Source organism: Ancylothrix sp. D3o (assembly GCF_025370775.1).
In the GTDB taxonomy this organism is placed as follows: Bacteria; Cyanobacteriota; Cyanobacteriia; order Cyanobacteriales; family Oscillatoriaceae; genus Ancylothrix.
The window spans coordinates 104,288-121,755 of record NZ_JAMXEX010000005.1 but is presented as its reverse complement, the minus strand read 5'-3'; the positions used below and the strand labels follow the sequence as shown (position 1 = coordinate 121,755).

Sequence of the window (17,468 nt, the reverse complement as noted above, 5' to 3'; positions counted from 1 at the left end):
AGTTAAGATCCAAAGATGAAAAACCGGCCAAAACTCCGACTTCCGCACAACAGTCAAAAAATCTTCCTAATAGATAGTCCCTCAGATAGATAAAACAACCATCAATTAAGAACTAAAAAAGAGAAAAATAAACCGATAAAAGTTAAACACGCAACTAAAAAACACACCCGAAACATCAAAATGACACAAATAAAAAAGTATCTACCTCCTGAAGATAAAACCACCGCTGAAATGGCAGAAAATGCAAACCCAGAAATCAGGGATAGTAGGGGTAGTACCCCCGTGCCTACGGTGTCATTGGAGCAAACTACAGAGCAATTGGCCCTACAGGATCGTGAGCTTGCCGCCAATGATGAGGAACAATACCCAGAACCGGCACCGAAAAAAAACTGGTGGATAGCGCTGATCGCCGCCTTGCTGTTAGCCGCCGGTGGCGGTGGAGGGTGGTTTTGGTGGCAGCGTAGCCAAAGCGCAGCCAAACCGCCAGCCGCTGCCGGTATGCCGCGAGCCATCCCCGTCAAACTGCAAGAAGCCCAAACCACCAACCTCGAAGACAGCAGCGAATACCCCGGCACCCTCGAAGCCACAGAAGCCGTAGACCTGCGAGCCGAACTCGACGGCAACATTCAGCAAATCTATGTCAAAGCCGGCGATAGAGTAGAACAAGGCACCGTCATTGCTCGCCTCCAAAGCAACGACTTAGAAGCACAACTGCGATCCTCAAAAGCTAATGTTGCTGCCGCCGAAGCGCGCCTCAGAGAACTGCAAGCCGGCAGCCGGCCCGAAGAAATTGCCAGAGCCCAAGCCGCCGTAGCCCAAGCCGAAGCCAGCCTGCAAGACGCCACCACAGGAGCCCGTCCCGCAGAGATCGCTCAAGCCGAAGCGCAACTAGAATCAGCAAAAGCCGATGCCGAGTTAGCGAGCCAGCGCGTCAGCCGGTATCAAGAATTGGCGGGAGAAGGGGTGATTTCCCAAGACACCCTCGATCAATACGTCAAAGAAAATCGCAGCGCAGAAGCCAGACTCAACCAAGCCCAAAAACGACTAGAAGAACTCAACAAAAGCCGAGGTTCGGAAATTGAGCGCCTCCAAGCAGCCCTTGAACAACAACAACAAGCCTTAAATTTAATTCAAAACGGCACCCGTCCCGAACAAATCGAGCAAGCTGAAGCGCAAGTTGCCCAAGCCGTAGCCCAAGTGAGAAATATAGAAGCCGCGCTGGCAAAAGCCGCCGTTGTTGCACCCTTTGAAGGAAAAATCGGCGATCTTCCCGTCAAAGTCGGAGATTATGCGAGAAAAGGCGATAAAATCACCAGCCTGACTCAAAATAGCGCTTTAGAATTACGAATTGCCGTCCCACTTGAGCGAGGTAAACAACTGCGCGAAGGGCTGCCGGTGCAAATGTTAGATAGCCAAGGTCAACCGAGCGCCACCGGCATCATCAGCTTTATTTCTCCAGAAGTAAACGCCAATTCGCAATCAATTTTAGTTAAGGCAAACTTTGGCAACTATAACGGTAATTTGCTGAATCAACAATTTATTCAAACCAGAATTATTTGGGCAAACCGGCCCGGAATTGTAGTACCTGTAAATGCCATTTCCAGACTGGGGGGAGAAACCTTTGTTTTTGTAGCAGAAACAAATGATAAAAACCAACTTATTGCTCGTCAAAAGCCGGTTAAACTCGGCAGCATTCAAGGCAACAACTACCAAGTGTTAGACGGCATAAAACCCGGAGAAAAAATCATCACCTCTGGCCTTTTAAACCTAACAGACAAAGCCCCAATAATGCCCGAAACCCCAACACCTAGCCCCCAACAAAACCCCTAACCAAAAAACCCATTACCCAGCAACAAACCCATATCCCATCTGCATTCATCCGCGTTTATCTGCGGTTAAAAAAACCTCAGAGCAATACCCTTATAACAGTATAAAAATCACCAAAAAAACTAATGTTTGCAGATTTTTTTATCAAAAGACCCGTTTTTGCTACTGTTTGCGCCCTGCTAATAGTAATCGTCGGTGCGATTAGTATTACAGTCTTGCCGATAGCTCGTTTTCCTGACATTAGCCCCACCCAAATTAGCGTAACAGCCAACTACACAGGAGCAAGCGCCGAAGTTGTCGAAAATGCCGTCACAAACATATTAGAAAGGCAAATCAACGGCATAGAAGGATTAAAATATTTAACATCAAGTAGCAGTAATGATGGCACAAGCACAATTACCGCCACTTTTGACGCTTCGAGAAACAAAGATATTGCCGCTGTTGATATTCAAAATCGTGTTTCTGTTGCTCAACCGCAATTACCTGAAGCCGTCCAAAGAACAGGAGTTCGAGTTACAAAACAATCCACGAGTATTTTATTAGCAATTGGCATATTTAGCGAAAATAACGAATATGACAATATCTTTTTAAGTAATTACGCTGACCTTTATTTAGCTGATGCAGTAAAGCGAGTTAAAGGTGTAGGCGATGTGCGAATTTTTGGGGAACGCCGGTATGCAATGCGAGTTTGGTTAGATCCAAACCGGCTCGCTGCAAGAGGTTTAACACCCCAAGATATTAGCAGAGCATTAAGTGAGCAAAATATCCAAGTTGGGGCCGGTAGAATTGGCACAGAACCGGCACCAAAAGGGCAAATGTATCAGCTTGACTTGCGAGCAGTGAGCCGGTTAACTGATGCCAAACAATTTGAAGAATTAGTTTTAAAAACCGACGAAGATGGCACCTTAGTTAAATTAAAAGATGTCGGACGTGCCGAACTTGGAGCAGAAAATTATAACTCGTTTTTACGATTTCGTGGCAATGATGCAGTAGGGTTAGGAATTTATCAATTACCCGGAAGTAACGCCTTAGATGTTGCCAAAGCAGTCAAAGCCGAAATGGCAAATCTAGCGACAAGATTTCCCCCTGGATTGAAATATCAACTTGCATTAGATACGACTGCTTTTGTGGAAGCATCTTTAGCAGAAGTTGTGAAAACTTTGTTTGAAGCAATTTTGCTTGTGGTGATTGTGATTTTTGTATTTTTGCAAGATTGGCGCACCACCTTTATTCCCACCATTGCAATTCCCATTTCTTTGATTGGTACTTTTGCTTTTATTAAGGCTTTTGACTTTTCAATTAATAGCTTATCGTTGTTTGGCTTAACCTTAGCCACCGGCTTAGTCGTGGATGATGCAATTATTGTCGTCGAAAATATTGACCGGCTAATTCATCAAGGAATGAACCCGCGCGAAGCAGCATCCGAAGCAATGCGCGAACTTTTCAGCGCTGTTATTGCGACATCTTTAGTATTAATGGCAGTGTTTGTGCCGGTGGCATTTTTCCCCGGCACCACTGGCGCACTTTATAAACAATTTGCCTTAACAATTGCCTTTTCCGTTGCCATTTCTACCTTTATGGCAATTACCCTCACTCCATCCCTTTCGGCGCTGATGTTACGCCGCAGAAAAACTTATTCAGGGCCGGTTGGTTGGTTGTTTGAGAAATTTAATAATGGGTTAGATTGGACACGCCGGAAATACCGCGAAGTGCTGATTTTTCTCACCAAAATTAAGTTATTTGTTGTCGGCTTATTTATTGTTTCTTTAGGATTAACAGCCTGGCTTTATGTCACCGTACCAACCGCGTTTATTCCAGAAGAAGATCAAGGCTATTTTCTGACCATTATTCAAGGCCCACAAGGCGTTTCCTTGCAATACACCCAACAAGTAATGGATAGAGTCGAAAAAGAAATTCTCGAACTCCCCGAAGTGTTGGGAACCTTTACGGTAGGAGGATTTGGTTTTAGTGGTAGCACTGCAAATAGTGGGATTATTTTTACAACCTTAAAACCTTGGAAAGAACGCCAAAACGAAGAGCAATCAATTCAAGCAATTTTAGGGAAGTTACGCGCTAAATTTGGGGCTATTACCGAGGCAAGAGTGATGCCGGTTAACCCGCCAGCAATTCAAGGCTTAGGACAATTTGGAGGCTTTCAATTTCAACTACAAGACCGGCGCGGCGGCAGCGATTTAGGAGCATTATTACAAGCAATGGGAGGCATATTAAAACAAGCCAATCAAACCCCCGGACTGCAAGCAGTATTCAGCACATTTGCCGCCAATACTCCCCAGTTATTAGTAGAAGTTGACCGCAATAAAGCCAAAGCATTGCAAGTGTCAATTAATGATATTTTCAGCACCTTGCAAACATCCTTGGGGAGTCAATATGTAAATGACTTTACCTTGCAGGATCGAAATTATCGAGTCTATGTACAAGCAGACCAGCAGTTTCGTTCAAATCCCGAAGACATTGGAAAATTGTTTGTTCGCGCTCAAAATCAACAAATGATACCGCTGAGTAGTTTGGTAAAAGTTACCTCAACAGTTGGCGCCCAAACTATTACGCACTATAACTTGTTTCGCTCCATAGAAATCAATGGAGCACCGGCCCCTGGCACCAGTTCAGGACAAGCACTGCAAGCAATGGAAAAAGTCGCTAAACAAGTATTAGCACCGGGTTTTGGCTATGAATGGTCTGGTACATCTTTAGAAGAAATAGAATCAGGAGGACAAGCGCCGATTATTTTTGGCATGGGGTTAGTGTTTGTGTTTTTAGTGTTGGCGGCGCAGTATGAAAATTATGTTGATCCGTTGATTATTTTGTTATCAGTTCCTCTGGCAATTTTTGGGGCGTTGTTGGCACAGATGGCAAGAGGTTTATCAAATGATGTTTATTGCCAAATTGGGTTAGTGATGTTGATTGGTTTATCTAGCAAAAATGCGATTTTAATTGTAGAATTTGCCAATCAATTAAGACAGGAAGGGTTATCGATTACAAAAGCAGCAGTGGAAGCATCACAGGAACGCTTAAGACCAATTTTGATGACATCTCTTGCCTTTGTTTTAGGTATAGCACCGTTAATAAATCCTGAAGGGGCCGGTGCAGCGAGCCGGCGTTCATTAGGAAATGCAATTGCTGGAGGAATGGTAGTTTCGACATTTTTAAGCTTATTTGTGGTGCCGGTTTTGTATGTTGTAATTGTCTCCTTACGAGAAAGAATGAAAAAACAAAAACCGCCGCAAAATTCCTCAAGTGACGGTTCCTTGAACGGCAAAAAAATTGAAAACCCTTCAGGAGAAGAAGCAGTAAAAAACCTCACCCCCCCAAACCGGATGTAGTTGCGATGAGCGCGGGTATATCCTCAAAACCTCACATAGTACCCCCCAGGCCCACCGATAACCAGAGTTTTGTCCAACTTAACCAATCCATAGGAATTTCCATAGGAAATACAATCAGCCTTCGCAAATAAACTATGTAACAATATGTGAAAAGACCTCTAATCGAAAACCCCAAAAGGAGGCCAATATGGTAGCTCTCACCGACCGAGTGCAACAACGCCGGCTCACTATCGAAAAAAGCGAAATTGCCAGCGAGACAACCGCCATCCGTTCCCTAGACTGGGATCGGGATCGCTTCGACATTGAATTTGGCCTAAAAAACGGCACAACCTACAACTCTTTCATCATTCGCGGTGAAAAAATCGCCCTTGTAGACACCTCCCACGAAAAATTTCGCCAACTGTACCTAGACACTCTCACCGGCGAAATTGACCCCACCACCATTGATTACATCGTAATTAGCCACACCGAACCCGATCACAGTGGCTTAGTAAAAGACGTCTTAAACCTCGCACCTCAAGCAACAATTGTCGGGGCAAAAGTTGCGATTCAATTCTTAGAAAACCTCATACATCAACCGTTTAAAAACATCCAAGTAAAAAACGGAGACAAACTCGATTTAGGAAACGGACATATCCTCGAATTTGTCTCAGCGCCTAACTTACATTGGCCAGATACCATCTTTACCTACGATTCCAAAACGCAGATATTATTCACCTGCGACGCCTTTGGAATGCACTACTGCTCAGATAAAACCTTTGACGAAAACCTCAGCGATATCGAAGCCGATTATCACTTTTATTACGAGTGTTTAATGGGGCCAAATGCTCGCTCTGTTCTCGGTGCAATGAAACGCATGGCAGACTTGGGAGAAATCACCACCATTGCCACCGGACACGGCCCCTTATTGCGTCATAACCTGCTTGAACTAACAGGACGCTATAAAAAATGGAGCCAAGAACAAACAAAAGCAGAAACAACAGTTGCCGTTTTTTACTATTCAGATTACGGCTACAGTGACCGGCTTTCTCAAGCAATTGCACACGGTATTACAAAAACCGGTGTCGCAGTAGAAATGATGGATTTAAAAGCAGCAGAACCGCAAGAAGCACGAGAACTTGCCCAAAATGCTGCCGGGATTGTAATTGCAGCCCCTCCCGTTTCCGATACTAACGCTGAAGCAATAATCGGCACTATTTTAGCGAGTGCAAACAATAAACAAACCTTTGGTTTATTAGAATCGGGCGGTGGCGATGACCTCTCGGTTTATCCCTTGCGAAACAAATTCAAAGAACTAGGATTAAAAGAAGCCTTCCCGGCAATTTTAATCAAAGAAACGCCCCACAACCCAACTTATCAGCTTTGCGATGAAGCCGGTACTGACTTAGGACAATGGCTGACTCGTGACAAAGCTGTTAAGCAAATGAAATCGCTTGATAGCGACTTAGATAAAGCCTTGGGCCGGCTTAGTGGCGGGTTATATATTATTACCGCTCAAAAAGGCGAAGTTAATAGCGCCATGCTCGCGTCTTGGGTAGCACAAGCCAGTTTTCAACCGATGGGATTAAGCATTGCTGTTGCCAAAGATCGGGCAATTGAAGCCTTAATGCACGTTGGTGATAAATTCGTTTTAAACGTGCTTGCTGAAGACAATTATCAAGCTTTAATGAAGCACTTTTTAAAGCGTTTTGCCCCTGGTGCAGATCGCTTTGCCGGCATCAAAACTCAGCCGGCAAATAACGGTTGTCCTATTCTTACCGATGCTGTTGCTTACCTCGAATGCGAAGTGCAAAGCCGGATGGAATTAAGCGATCATCATATCGTTTATGCGACTGTTGATACAGGGCGAGTTTCCAACCCCGACGCCTTGCCGGCAGTCCACCACCGCAAAGTCGGTAATCACTATTAAGGTGATTTATGGCCTTTTTCTGAAAGATTTTTAACCGCAGATGAACGCAGATAAACGCTGATGGGTTTTCTGTGGGAGACAAACTTCAAGATCAAGACATAAATCTATCCTATTCATCTGCGTTTATCTGTGGGGCAGGCATCTTGCCTGCTATTCATCTGCGGTTTATTACACCCCACCCAAACCTATGCCACAAACTCTCACCGCCACAAAACCCCGCGATGTACAAGCAATGTACCTCGGCACCGACACCTTAATTTTGCGTTCCCGCACTTGGGATAGACTGAAATTTGAAGTCGAATACTCCCTTGCCAAAGGCACTACAGCAAACAGTTTTGCCATTATCCGCGAAAAAATTGCCCTCATTGATCCCCCAGGTGAATCGTTTACAGAAATTTATCTGGAAGCTTTACAAAAACGCATCGATTTAAACAAAATCGATTATGTAATTCTCGGACACTTTAACCCCAACCGAGGCGCAACTCTCAAGGCGCTTTTAAAATTAGCACCGCAGATAACTTTTGTGTGTTCAAACCCCGCCGCTATTAGCTTACGGCAGTATTTTGAAAACATCGAATTAAAAATAGCAATTGTGCGCGGGGAAGACCGGCTCGATCTTGGACAAGGCCACGAATTGCAGTTTATTACTACGGCCACTCCTAAATGGCCAGACAGTCTTTGCTCCTACGATCCAAAAACAAAAATCTTATTTACGGATAAGTTTTTTGGGGCTCACGTTTGCGGTGATCAGGTATTTGATGAAGGCTGGGAAGTTTATAGCGAAGACCGGCGTTTCTACTACGATTCCTTACACGCTTCTCAAGCCAAACAAGCCCTCGCAGCCCTCGATAAATTAGCGGAATTCCTGACGCCAAATAACGAAGGCAAGATGTTAGTTAATTTCTGTGCCCCCGGTCATGGCCCAATGGTTCAGTATGGCCTCACTGAACTCTCGCACCTCTACCGCAAATGGTCAGAAGATCAAAATACTAAAGACTTGACAGTTGCCCTAATTTATGCTAGTGCCTACGGCAACACCGCCACTCTGGCCTCAGCTATCGCCAAAGGTATAACAAAATCTGGGGTAGCGGTGGAGTCGATTAATTGTGAGTTTGCCGAACCTTCCGAAATTCAGGCGGCGGTGGAAAAGTGCGATGGCTTTATTATTGGCACTCCCACCCTGGCCGGTCATGCCCCAACCCAGATACAAACCGCATTAGGCGTTGTGCTATCTACCGCTTCTAAAAATAAGTTAGCGGGGGTATTTGGTTCCTATGGTTGGAGTGGGGAAGCGGTAGATTTAGTGGCCGATAAGTTGCGAGATTCTGGGTATAAGTTAGGTTTTGAACCCTTGCGAGTTAAATTTAAACCCAGCGGTACAATTATCCAAGAATGTAAAGAAATCGGCACTGATTTTGCCCAAGCCCTGAAAAAATCTCAGCGTCTCCGTGCCCCGCGTCAGGGGGCAACTGCCGGCCAGGGAGACCGTACTGCTCAAGCGGTAGGTCGCATTGTTGGCTCACTTTGTGTTATGTCGGCACGGCGCGGCGATGTCACAAGTGCGATGCTGGCATCATGGGTATCGCAGGCAACATTTAGCCCACCAGGGTTAACAATTGCGGTGGCAAAAGACCGCGCAGTGGAGTCTTTATCCCACAGCGGCGATAAATTTGTCCTCAATGTTTTGGCAGAGGGTAAACAAGTTCGTAAGCATTTTATGAAGAATTTTGTCCCTGGCGAAGACCGATTTGCCGGTTTGGAAACTAAGGAATCAGAAAATGGTTGTCCGATTATTTTAAGCGCCCTTGCATACCTAGAATGCACTGTGCAAAACCGTATGGAAGCCGGAGATCATTGGATTGTTTATGCAGTCGTAGATAACGGTCATTTGTTGCAATCTACAGGTGTAACTGCCGTCCATTATCGCAAAACCGGCATCCATTATTAAGCATCAATAACCGCAGGGTGGGAAACAACCCACCCCCTTTTTTAATTCTCCTCAAACCTCAAAGCTTTTCCCCGCACATCAGTATTTAATTTGCCTCGTTCATAAACAATTTTACCCCCAACAATCGTAAACACCGGCCAGCCGGTTAAATTCCACCCTTCAAACGGACTCCACCGGCATTTTGTTTGCAATTCTTCTTTCAAAACCGGCTTATAATTCTCCAAATCAACTAACACCAAATCGGCATCATAACCAGGAGCAATTAAACCTTTATTAGGAATTTTATAAGCTTTTGCCACCGCCGTAGACATCCAGTTTGCAACTTGAGCAACCGTACATTTTCCCTCTTTTGCCTGCGTTAACATCACCGGCAAAGACGTTTCCACCCCAGGCATACCAGAGGGAGTATTTGGATAACCTTTTGCCTTTTCTTCTAACGTATGCGGCGCGTGATCTGTTGCAATAAAATCAATCACCCCATCCAATAAAGCCTTCCACAAAACATCATTATTTTCTGGAGAACGCAAAGGAGGATTCATTTGAGCAAGCGTCCCAATTTTTTCATAACTTTCGGTATTAAGCACCAAATGTTGCGGCGTAACTTCCGCAGTTACCCAACTTGGTTTATCTTCTCTTAAAAGTTCAGCTTCAATGCCGGTAGACAAATGTAAAATATGTAACCGTCGCTGATATTTCTTAGAAAGAGATAACGCTTGTTTCGTAGCAAGTAAAGCCGCCGTTTCATCTTGAATCACCGAATGAATCGCCGGATTAGTTTCTCCTTCATATAATTTCCGGCGCTCATTAATTCGGGCTTGATCTTCCGCATGAACAGCAATTAACCGGCTTCCTTCAGCAAAAATTGCTTCCAAAGCACTATCTTGATCAACCAACAAAGCCCCGTGCATTGAACCCATAAAAATTTTAATCCCACAAGTAGGATTAGCCGTTCGCAAATCAGGTAAATTTTCAGCCGTCGCCCCAATAAAAAACCCATAATTCACCAAACTTTTAGCCGCCGCCCGTTGCAACTTATCATTTAACATTTCTTGCGTAGTCGTCAACGGTTTTGTATTCGGCATTTCCAAAAACGAAGTCACCCCCCCTTTCGCACAAGCACAACTCGCCGTAAATAAATCTTCTTTGTATTCCAACCCAGGCTCACGAAAATGAACTTGCGGATCAATTACTCCTGGCAGTAAAGTTAAATTTGTAGCATCAATTTCTAAAGCCTCAGTAGCGGTAATTTCCGGTGCAACTTGAACAATTTTGCCATCTTGAATGAGAACATCGCCTAACAGATAATCTCCTGCTGGCATTAAAATCTGAGCGTGACGAAGCAGTAAAGAATTAGATGCAAAAGACATAGCAGTGAAGGGTAAAATTTCCATCCGAGCAAAGAGATTTCTACAGAACAGCTATGAGCAATCATTCCGCATCAATCCCTCATCGGTATGTGGTATAAATTACCACAAGCCAGATTTGTTTAAAGATCACCGGCCAGGAAAATTGTTAAATCTTTGTATAAATTGATTACAGACCGGTGCGGTCGTGCTTTTCGCTGCCTTGGAGGTGTGCTGGGAAAATATATCGACTAAGATGGAACAATAAAGGCATCATTCATACTCTCAAAAGCCAAAGAGCCAGTAATCGCCTCGCCTCCACCCCCCATTCCTCAATCCGGGGAATGCAAAAAACAAGGGTAAATTTAAACCCTCACAGAGTTGGAGTTGTCCGGGGTGGGGAACTTTTTAGGGTGTATGTTCGTGCCAGTGCTGTTAAACTTGCTAATAACTCCTGCTTAAACGCCTATGACCCCTGTGCAAGATCCCGTCTCTGAACCGAATAACAATCCTCAACAAAATACAGAAAACCCCTGGATAGAGGCATTTAAAACTGTCGGACTGAGCGTTATTTTGGCCTTTGGGATTCGTGCTTTTGTTGCTGAAGCGCGCTATATCCCTTCAGGTTCAATGGAACCAACGTTACAAATTAATGACCGGCTGATCGTAGATAAACTCAGTTATCGTTTTGCTATTCCCCAACGCGGTGATATTGTGGTCTTTGATCCAACCGAAACCCTGGAAAAGCAAAATTTCCACGATGCGTTTATTAAACGGGTGATCGGTTTGCCTGGTGAAAAGGTGGAAGTCAAAGGGGGTCGGGTTTTTATTAATGATAAAGGCCTGCGGGAACAATATATTGCCGATGAGCCAAATTACCAATATGGGCCGGTGACAGTACCAGAGGGTCAATATTTGGTTTTGGGAGATAACCGCAATAACAGTTATGACAGCCATTACTGGGGTTTTGTCCCCCGCGAAAAAATTATAGGCCGCGCTGTGGTGCGTTTTTGGCCTCCCAACCGCGTTGGCGAAATTGGCGATCAGCCGGTGTATTCTACTCCCTCACCGGCACCGGCACCGACAAATTAATTTGCATATCTCTATTTTCGATCCCCCTAAATCTCCCTGAAAAAGGGGGGTTGGGGGCAACCACAGGGGGGTTGCCCCTACAATATCGGTCTTAAATTTTACTTAACTCCAAACTTTAATAACACGACCGGCTATTTGTTGACCCAACCAAAAAGTATTACTCGACAAACTTTGCAGAGTTTTTTCTTCTACTTTCCAAGTTTGTTTTGGGTTAAATAAAGTCAATTCTGCTGCTTTCCCAGTTGTCACCCCCGGCAATTTTAAATTTAAGCAAGCCGCTGCACCAATGCTTAAACTGCGCCAAAGTTCTAAGGGAGTAAGTAAACCGGCATCGACAAGATTTTGCCACAACAAAGGCAACGCTAATTCTAAACCTATCGCACCGGCCGGCGCTTCCCCAAAAGCCACAGTTTTTTCTTCATAAGAATAAGGGCTGTGATCCACAGCAATTGCATCAATAATGCCTTCTTTGATTGCTTGAATTAAAGCGTAGCGATCTTGAGGAGTCGGTAAAGGCGGGTCGATGCGAAGATTGGGATTATAGCATTCAATGGCTTTTGTGTCAAGGGTTAAATGCAGCCAAGTTGTGCTGGCGGTGATGGGGATGCCTTGGTTTTTGGCTTGTTGGATCAGTTGGACGCTGCGGGCGGTGGAAACGCGCATGATGTGGGTGGGGGTGCCGGTGGTGGCGACGACTTCCAGCAAAGCAGCAAGGGCGGTGGTTTCGGAGATGGCCGGGTTTCCAGGGAGGCCGAGGCGGATGGAGTCTGGCCCTTCACGCATGACACCGCTCCCTTCGAGTTTGCGGTCACAGGGCCAAAGGGCAATGGGGATATTGAGAGGTTTAAGATATTCGAGAATGCGACGCAAGAGGGCGAGATTTTGCACCGGCACCCCATCAGCAAAACCGACAATGCCGGCGCTGGCGAGTTCGGCAAATTCCGTCATTTGCTGACCGGCAATAGCGATGGTAAGAGCACCCCAGAAATAGAGATTCGAGGCCGGTTGTAGCATTTTTGCCCGCGTTTGCAGCAGCGATAATGCTCCGGGGTTATCGATGGGTGGATGGGTAGCCGGCAACATAGCCACCCGCGTAAACCCCCCCGCCGAAGCAGATTTCCAGAAGCTATCGAGGGTTTCGCGGTCTTCGTATCCAGGTTCGCCGCCCAAGCTGTAGAGGTCGGTGAGGCCGGGGCCAAGAATAAGCCCGTCGCAGTTGTGGTGCTGAGTGTTGGGGGGCGGGTTGGATATTTGGGGGGCGATGTCTTTGATGATGTGATCAACAATGAGGACGTCGCCGGTGGTGTCGGTGCCGGTGAGAGGGTCTAAAATTCGGACTTGTTGGAGTAGTTCGCTGGTCATAATTTGTCAATGGTCATTTGTCAAGAGTCATTTGTCATTGGTCAAGAGTCATTTGTCAAGAGTCATTTGTCATTAGAAAAAGATCAGGGCAAATGGCAAATAACCATTAACAAAAGACAAATGATTAAGGACTAAGGACAAAATTTGTCATTTCTCATTTGTGACTAGAAAAAGATCAGGGCCAATGGCAAATAACCATTAACAAAGGACAAATGACAAAGGACAAATGACAAAGGACAAATAACTTTTAAAGGGCACCGGCGGCGGTTTTGTCTAGGATGCTGCCGGTGAGGTGACTGGTGATGTTGAGGGCTTGCAAAACTGGTTTTCCTTGGGGCCCTTTGGGGTAGTCGATGACAGTCACGGCGCCGTTTCCTTGTTTAAATTTCCAGAAGTGTTCAGGAGTTAAATTAAACAATTGGCAAAGGATGGCTTTGTTGGTGGCGTCGTGGGCGACGACAATGCCGGTGGTGCCGGGGGTGGCGTTTTCAAGGATAGTTTGCCATGTGGGGGCGACTCGTTCCCAAACTTGTTGGAGGTTTTCGCCTTCTGGCATTTGAACGGTTTCGGGGGCAGTTTTCCATTCTTGCAGCATTCCGGGGAATGATTGCTCAATTTCGCTTTCAAATTTGCCTTCCCAAAGGCCGTGACTAATTTCTCTTAATCCATCATGGAGTTCGAGGGTAAGGTTAGGGTGAAATTTAATAATATTTTCGGCTGTTTCTTTGGGCCGCAGCATGGGGCTGGTGGTGGCAAAATCGAGGTGGACATCTTGGAGAAAATCACCGGCTTTTTTCGCTTGGTTTCTGCCGTTATCGTTGAGGGGAACGTCGATTTGGCCTTGAAATTTGCTTTGCCGGTTCCATTCAGTTTCGCCGTGACGGATCAATAATAAACGGATGCCTTGATGGCCTTCTCTTGTGTTGGGAAATTTTTCACCGACGTGGGTGGTGATGTTCATTGATTCAAGTTGAACAAAACCTTCGCTGGGGTTGTCGGGTGTCCAGTTGTCGGGGAAGTTGAGGACGCTGATGCCGCAGTTTGATTGTTGGATTGATTGATAATAGGCGGGGGGAATGCCGATGGCGGTGCTAATCAGGGCGCGGTTGATGCCGTTGTGGGCAACAATTAAGATGGTGTTGCCGGTGTGTTTGGGGAGGGTTTCTTGCCAGAATTTTTTGGCTTGTTGGTAAATTGCCAAAACGGGAAAGTGTTCACGGGGGCCGGTTTTTTCTGGCACTGCCATGCAAAATTCGTGGGGGCTTTGTTGCCAGGTTTTGTAATCGTCTGCGAATTTTTCTTTGACGTCTTCGCGCAGCATTCCTGCCCATAATGGCAGGTCAATTTCCAGGAGGTTTTCTGAGGTTTCGAGGGAGGGATTTTGAGAATCGGTTTGTAAGTCTGAAAAAATGATGTTTGCGGTTTCTTTGGCGCGTTGGAGGGGGCTGGAATAGATGGCGTTTAGGGTTATGCCGCGCAGGGCGTCTGCGACTTGTCGGGCTGTGGCTTGTCCTTGTTCGGTTAGGATGGATGCGTCCAGCCGGCCTTGAATGCGGCGTTCTAGGTTGTAGCTGCTTTTGCCGTGTCTAACGATGATTACGCGAGTAGCCAGGGTTTTGTCCTCCTTTTTTCGGTTGCTCTCCCTCTGGTGTGTGAGGGGGCCGGTTATTTTGGGTCAAATTGATTTTACCTGGTTTTGGGCCATTTTATTTATTGGTGTTGGGATTTTGGCGAGGGTTGGTTTTTTTTTGAGGCAATTGAGGTTAGGAATGGGGGATGTTTTAGGGTTTGGTGATGATTTGTTGGGAAGAAATTAAGGAAGTAAATGTTGTGCTTTTGCTTTGTGGGGGAGATAAAAGCACTCCAGAAGAAGATATCCGCCTAGCTATAGAATACTGGAAAAATTACAGGATTTAAGAGAATGGAAACAACAACTAAAAGTGTAAGCTACCACAAATCTTTAATTGAGCGTTTAAAAGATTCGGAATATGCCGCCGGCTATCTTGAGGCTATAATGGAAGAAAAAGACCCAGAACGAGAGTTATTAAAACACGCGTTGCAAGATGTGGCGGAAGCTTTGGGAGAATTGAATATGTCTCCTGAAGATGCTTTGTTACATTTGCAAAAATTAGATAAAATTTTGTCTGGAGAAGGTAGTGCAGAAATTTATCAGTTGGGTTTGTGGTTAAATGCTTTGGGTTTGAAGTTGACAGTAACAGTTAATTCGCAGGATAAAGAGGAGGCGGTGACTGCAACAGAAGCGCGGGATGAGCAAGCTTAAAATGACATATAATGGCAGAATAATCAAACGAGAAGTTAAAAGAGGAGATATAAACATGAGAGCGATTGAAATCACCGGCAAGATTGATGAAAAAGGTCAGTTGTTGTTAAATGAACCTTTGAAAGTAACGGGAGTTGATGAGGTACGGGTGATTGTTTTATTTGAGGAAAATGGAGATGATCCTGATGATACGCCGACCGAAGAAATAAAGGCAAGTTTGCGCTGTGCTTTGCAGGAAGCTAAGGAAGGTAAAACCCGGCCAATTTCTGAATTATGGGATAGAATCGATGCAGAATGAATCAGAAGTGATCATCAGATTTGCTGATCAATTTGAGCGCGAGTTATATATCTTGTCCAAAAGATATCGCAGAATTCGCGCTGATATTGAGCCTATTATTCAAGGACTGCAAGCTGGTAACTTTATCGGAGATCGGATTGCCGGTTTGGGTGCGGAAAATCAAGTTTTGAAAGTGCAAGTGAAAAACAGCGATATCCAAAAAGGCAAAAGTGGCGGCTATCGGCTTATTTTTGTCTTGTTGAGTCTCCCACGAGTGTTTTGTTATTAACGATTTATTCAAAGTCGGATCGGCAAGATATTAGTTTGGATGAAATTAGGGGGATTTTGGATGAGTTTTATGGGGGTGAAGAGTAGCCGGTGGTGGGTACAGTGACAAGGAATTTATGTGTCTCTCCCATGTATGATTAATAGGGGTAAATCCGGCACGGAGACAACGAATGACCATAAAACGAATAATTTTAACCATCCTCACAGTTTTAACCCTTGGTTTAGTCAGCTTTTCCCTCATCGAAAGCTGGAATGAACCCCAGATCCAAAGCCGTTTAGAGTTATATCAAACCAACCTCATCCTCCACGCCGCCGAGTGGAAAGGCGAAAATTTAGAAGGCGCAGACATTGCAACTGCAAAGCAAACCTTACTCGGTGACGATCTATTTGGAAGCGCACTCAAGCAATACCAAGAAGCCAGCGAGTCAGGCGAAAAAAACTTGCAAAAAACACGCCAGCAATTACAAACCCTAAAACCGGCCTCCACAGAAATGCCGGAGCAACCAACCACCGCCACAGAACAAAAAAAACTGCTATCCATACTCAACCAACAGCAAAATTCCCTCGATGAAATTGATTTACGCTTAGGCATTTTACAACTCAAAAATAACCAAAAAGATAAAGCCATTCAAAGCTGGCAAAACATTGTCAAATACGCCTCCAATGAAACTATAGAAAGGCCGGTTGTCCAAACCGCTCAAGTCTTAGAAAATTTAGCAAATTCCCGCATTTTTCCAGAAACAGAAAGTGTAATTAAACAAAACTTAGATGGCTGGTTTCGCTATCAAGCCTTAAGCGAATATTACCAAATTAAAAAAGACACAACCAGCCTCGCCACCCTCGAAGCAAACGAACAAAAAATTGCCGAACAAGCTGTAATCAAACTCGGCATAATTGGCATAGTTCCCACCATAGGATTTATCGGCGGCACCGGCTTACTAATTGGCTTACTCATTCAACAATTAATCAAAGGCAAACAAGCAGTTTTAGCCACCAATGGCGATGTCGCTTGGGAAACTCCCTGGGATTGGGAAATAATCTGGCAAGTGCTAGTTGGTGGCTTCTTCTTTATCTCACAAATTGCCGCTCCCTTACTCCTCCAAACCATCAACGCACTATTAAAAATTAACCCCGGAACCTTCGATGTGCGAGGCAAAGCAATTTACATCTTATTCACCTATATTGTTCTTGCCGCTGGCGGAATATTAGCCATTTATTTTTCCGTCAAACCCTTTACTCCCCTGCCGAAAGATTGGTTTCGCATTGATTTAAAAGGAAAATGGTTTTTCTGGGGCTTAGGTGGCTATTTAGCCGCGCTTCCGCTCGTAGTTTTAGTATCCCTAATCAACCAAAAAATCTGGCAAGGACAAGGTGGCAGTAATGCTATTTTACCCATAGCTTTAGAAAGCAAAGATGCTGTGGCTTTGACGATATTCTTTCTCACCGCTTCCATCGGCGCACCAATCTTTGAAGAAATCATGTTTCGCGGTTTTTTATTACCATCCCTGACTCGTTATATGCCGGTTTGGGGGGCAATTGTTCTCAGCGGTTTAATCTTTGCAGTCGCACACTTGAATGTTTCTGAAGTGCTACCTTTAGCAACACTGGGAATAATTTTAGGCTTCGTTTATAGCCGATCTCGTAATTTGCTGGCTTCGATGTTTCTCCATAGTTTATGGAATAGCGGCACCTTGTTGAGCTTGTATGTTTTGGGGAGTGCAGCGAATTAAAAAAAATCGCTACTTATTTCAAAAACGCTAAGTATTCCTGCGTAGACAACCGAAAATATTAAATTTTTAT

The 17,468-nt window shown here is 44.9% G+C and carries 13 protein-coding genes; 10 read left to right on the top strand and 3 right to left on the bottom strand.

Going from position 1 to position 17,468, the window contains the following annotated elements:
* Positions 1–180: 180 nt before the first annotated feature.
* The 4 genes from NG798_RS11750 to NG798_RS11735 all read left to right on the top strand — a co-directional run bounded on the left by NG798_RS11750 (position 181) and on the right by NG798_RS11735 (position 9,025).
* On the top strand, positions 181–1,830 hold the full coding sequence (locus NG798_RS11750; protein ID WP_261222749.1) for an efflux RND transporter periplasmic adaptor subunit: 1,650 nt from the start codon (positions 181–183) through the stop codon (positions 1,828–1,830).
* 122 nt (positions 1,831–1,952) lie between these two features.
* Entirely contained in the window at positions 1,953–5,168 is a 3,216-nt protein-coding gene (locus tag NG798_RS11745) for an efflux RND transporter permease subunit (protein ID WP_261222747.1), read from the top strand.
* Between the two features lie 187 nt (positions 5,169–5,355).
* Positions 5,356–7,077 (top strand): diflavin flavoprotein, encoded by a 1,722-nt coding sequence (locus NG798_RS11740; protein WP_261222745.1) that lies wholly within the window; start codon positions 5,356–5,358, stop codon positions 7,075–7,077.
* 187 nt (positions 7,078–7,264) lie between these two features.
* On the top strand, positions 7,265–9,025 hold the full coding sequence (locus NG798_RS11735) for a diflavin flavoprotein (protein ID WP_261222744.1): 1,761 nt from the start codon (positions 7,265–7,267) through the stop codon (positions 9,023–9,025).
* 41 nt (positions 9,026–9,066) lie between these two features.
* Here NG798_RS11735 and NG798_RS11730 read toward each other — a convergent pair whose 3' ends face one another.
* Positions 9,067–10,416 (bottom strand): dihydroorotase, encoded by a 1,350-nt coding sequence (locus tag NG798_RS11730; protein WP_375338959.1) that lies wholly within the window; start codon positions 10,414–10,416, stop codon positions 9,067–9,069.
* Positions 10,417–10,836: 420 nt separating this feature from the next.
* On the opposite strand from NG798_RS11730, the gene lepB reads away from it, so the two are divergent.
* Positions 10,837–11,460: a signal peptidase I gene (gene lepB, locus NG798_RS11725; protein WP_261222743.1), complete on the top strand. Its 624-nt coding sequence runs from the start codon at positions 10,837–10,839 to the stop codon at positions 11,458–11,460.
* Positions 11,461–11,562: 102 nt separating this feature from the next.
* On the opposite strand, the gene NG798_RS11720 is transcribed toward lepB, so the two are convergent.
* Both NG798_RS11720 and NG798_RS11715 read right to left on the bottom strand, forming a co-directional pair.
* Positions 11,563–12,822 (bottom strand): dihydroorotase, encoded by a 1,260-nt coding sequence (locus tag NG798_RS11720; protein ID WP_261222742.1) that lies wholly within the window; start codon positions 12,820–12,822, stop codon positions 11,563–11,565.
* Between the two features lie 247 nt (positions 12,823–13,069).
* Complete coding sequence (locus NG798_RS11715; RefSeq protein WP_261223242.1) at positions 13,070–14,434, bottom strand: histidine phosphatase family protein; 1,365 nt, start codon at positions 14,432–14,434, stop codon at positions 13,070–13,072.
* A gap of 179 nt (positions 14,435–14,613) precedes the next feature.
* On the opposite strand from NG798_RS11715, the gene NG798_RS11710 reads away from it, so the two are divergent.
* From NG798_RS11710 to NG798_RS11690, 5 genes are all read left to right on the top strand, one after another.
* The gene (locus tag NG798_RS11710) at positions 14,614–14,739 is read left to right on the top strand and encodes a hypothetical protein (RefSeq protein WP_261222740.1); all 126 of its coding nucleotides are present in this window, start codon (positions 14,614–14,616) and stop codon (positions 14,737–14,739) included.
* Positions 14,740–14,743: 4 nt separating this feature from the next.
* Positions 14,744–15,103: a DNA-binding protein gene (locus NG798_RS11705; RefSeq protein ID WP_261222738.1), complete on the top strand. Its 360-nt coding sequence runs from the start codon at positions 14,744–14,746 to the stop codon at positions 15,101–15,103.
* On the top strand, positions 15,090–15,401 hold the full coding sequence (locus NG798_RS11700) for a hypothetical protein (protein ID WP_317619589.1): 312 nt from the start codon (positions 15,090–15,092) through the stop codon (positions 15,399–15,401). Before NG798_RS11705 ends, NG798_RS11700 begins: the two co-directional genes overlap by 14 nt.
* A complete protein-coding gene (locus tag NG798_RS11695) occupies positions 15,391–15,669 on the top strand; it encodes a type II toxin-antitoxin system RelE/ParE family toxin (RefSeq protein ID WP_317619588.1) in 279 nt (92 codons plus the stop codon). The genes NG798_RS11700 and NG798_RS11695 overlap by 11 nt, the downstream gene beginning before the upstream one ends.
* Positions 15,670–15,838: 169 nt before the next feature.
* Positions 15,839–17,398 carry a CPBP family intramembrane glutamic endopeptidase gene (locus tag NG798_RS11690; protein WP_261222736.1) on the top strand — a complete coding sequence of 520 codons (1,560 nt, stop codon included), beginning with the start codon at positions 15,839–15,841 and terminating at the stop codon, positions 17,396–17,398.
* Positions 17,399–17,468: the final 70 nt, after the last annotated feature.

Excerpts from the sequence above, each read along its gene's own strand:
- NG798_RS11745 (WP_261222747.1), top strand. The coding sequence starts at position 1,953 with ATGTTTGCAGATTTTTTTATCAAAAGACCCGTTTTTGCTACTGTTTGC.
- NG798_RS11700 (WP_317619589.1), top strand. The coding sequence starts at position 15,090 with ATGAGCAAGCTTAAAATGACATATAATGGCAGAATAATCAAACGAGAA.
- NG798_RS11690 (WP_261222736.1), top strand. The coding sequence starts at position 15,839 with ATGACCATAAAACGAATAATTTTAACCATCCTCACAGTTTTAACCCTT.
- NG798_RS11750 (WP_261222749.1), top strand. The coding sequence starts at position 181 with ATGACACAAATAAAAAAGTATCTACCTCCTGAAGATAAAACCACCGCT.
- NG798_RS11695 (WP_317619588.1), top strand. The coding sequence starts at position 15,391 with ATGCAGAATGAATCAGAAGTGATCATCAGATTTGCTGATCAATTTGAG.
- NG798_RS11730 (WP_375338959.1), bottom strand. The coding sequence starts at position 10,416 with ATGGAAATTTTACCCTTCACTGCTATGTCTTTTGCATCTAATTCTTTA.
- NG798_RS11740 (WP_261222745.1), top strand. The coding sequence starts at position 5,356 with ATGGTAGCTCTCACCGACCGAGTGCAACAACGCCGGCTCACTATCGAA.
- NG798_RS11705 (WP_261222738.1), top strand. The coding sequence starts at position 14,744 with ATGGAAACAACAACTAAAAGTGTAAGCTACCACAAATCTTTAATTGAG.
- lepB (WP_261222743.1), top strand. The coding sequence starts at position 10,837 with ATGACCCCTGTGCAAGATCCCGTCTCTGAACCGAATAACAATCCTCAA.
- NG798_RS11735 (WP_261222744.1), top strand. The coding sequence starts at position 7,265 with ATGCCACAAACTCTCACCGCCACAAAACCCCGCGATGTACAAGCAATG.
- NG798_RS11720 (WP_261222742.1), bottom strand. The coding sequence starts at position 12,822 with ATGACCAGCGAACTACTCCAACAAGTCCGAATTTTAGACCCTCTCACC.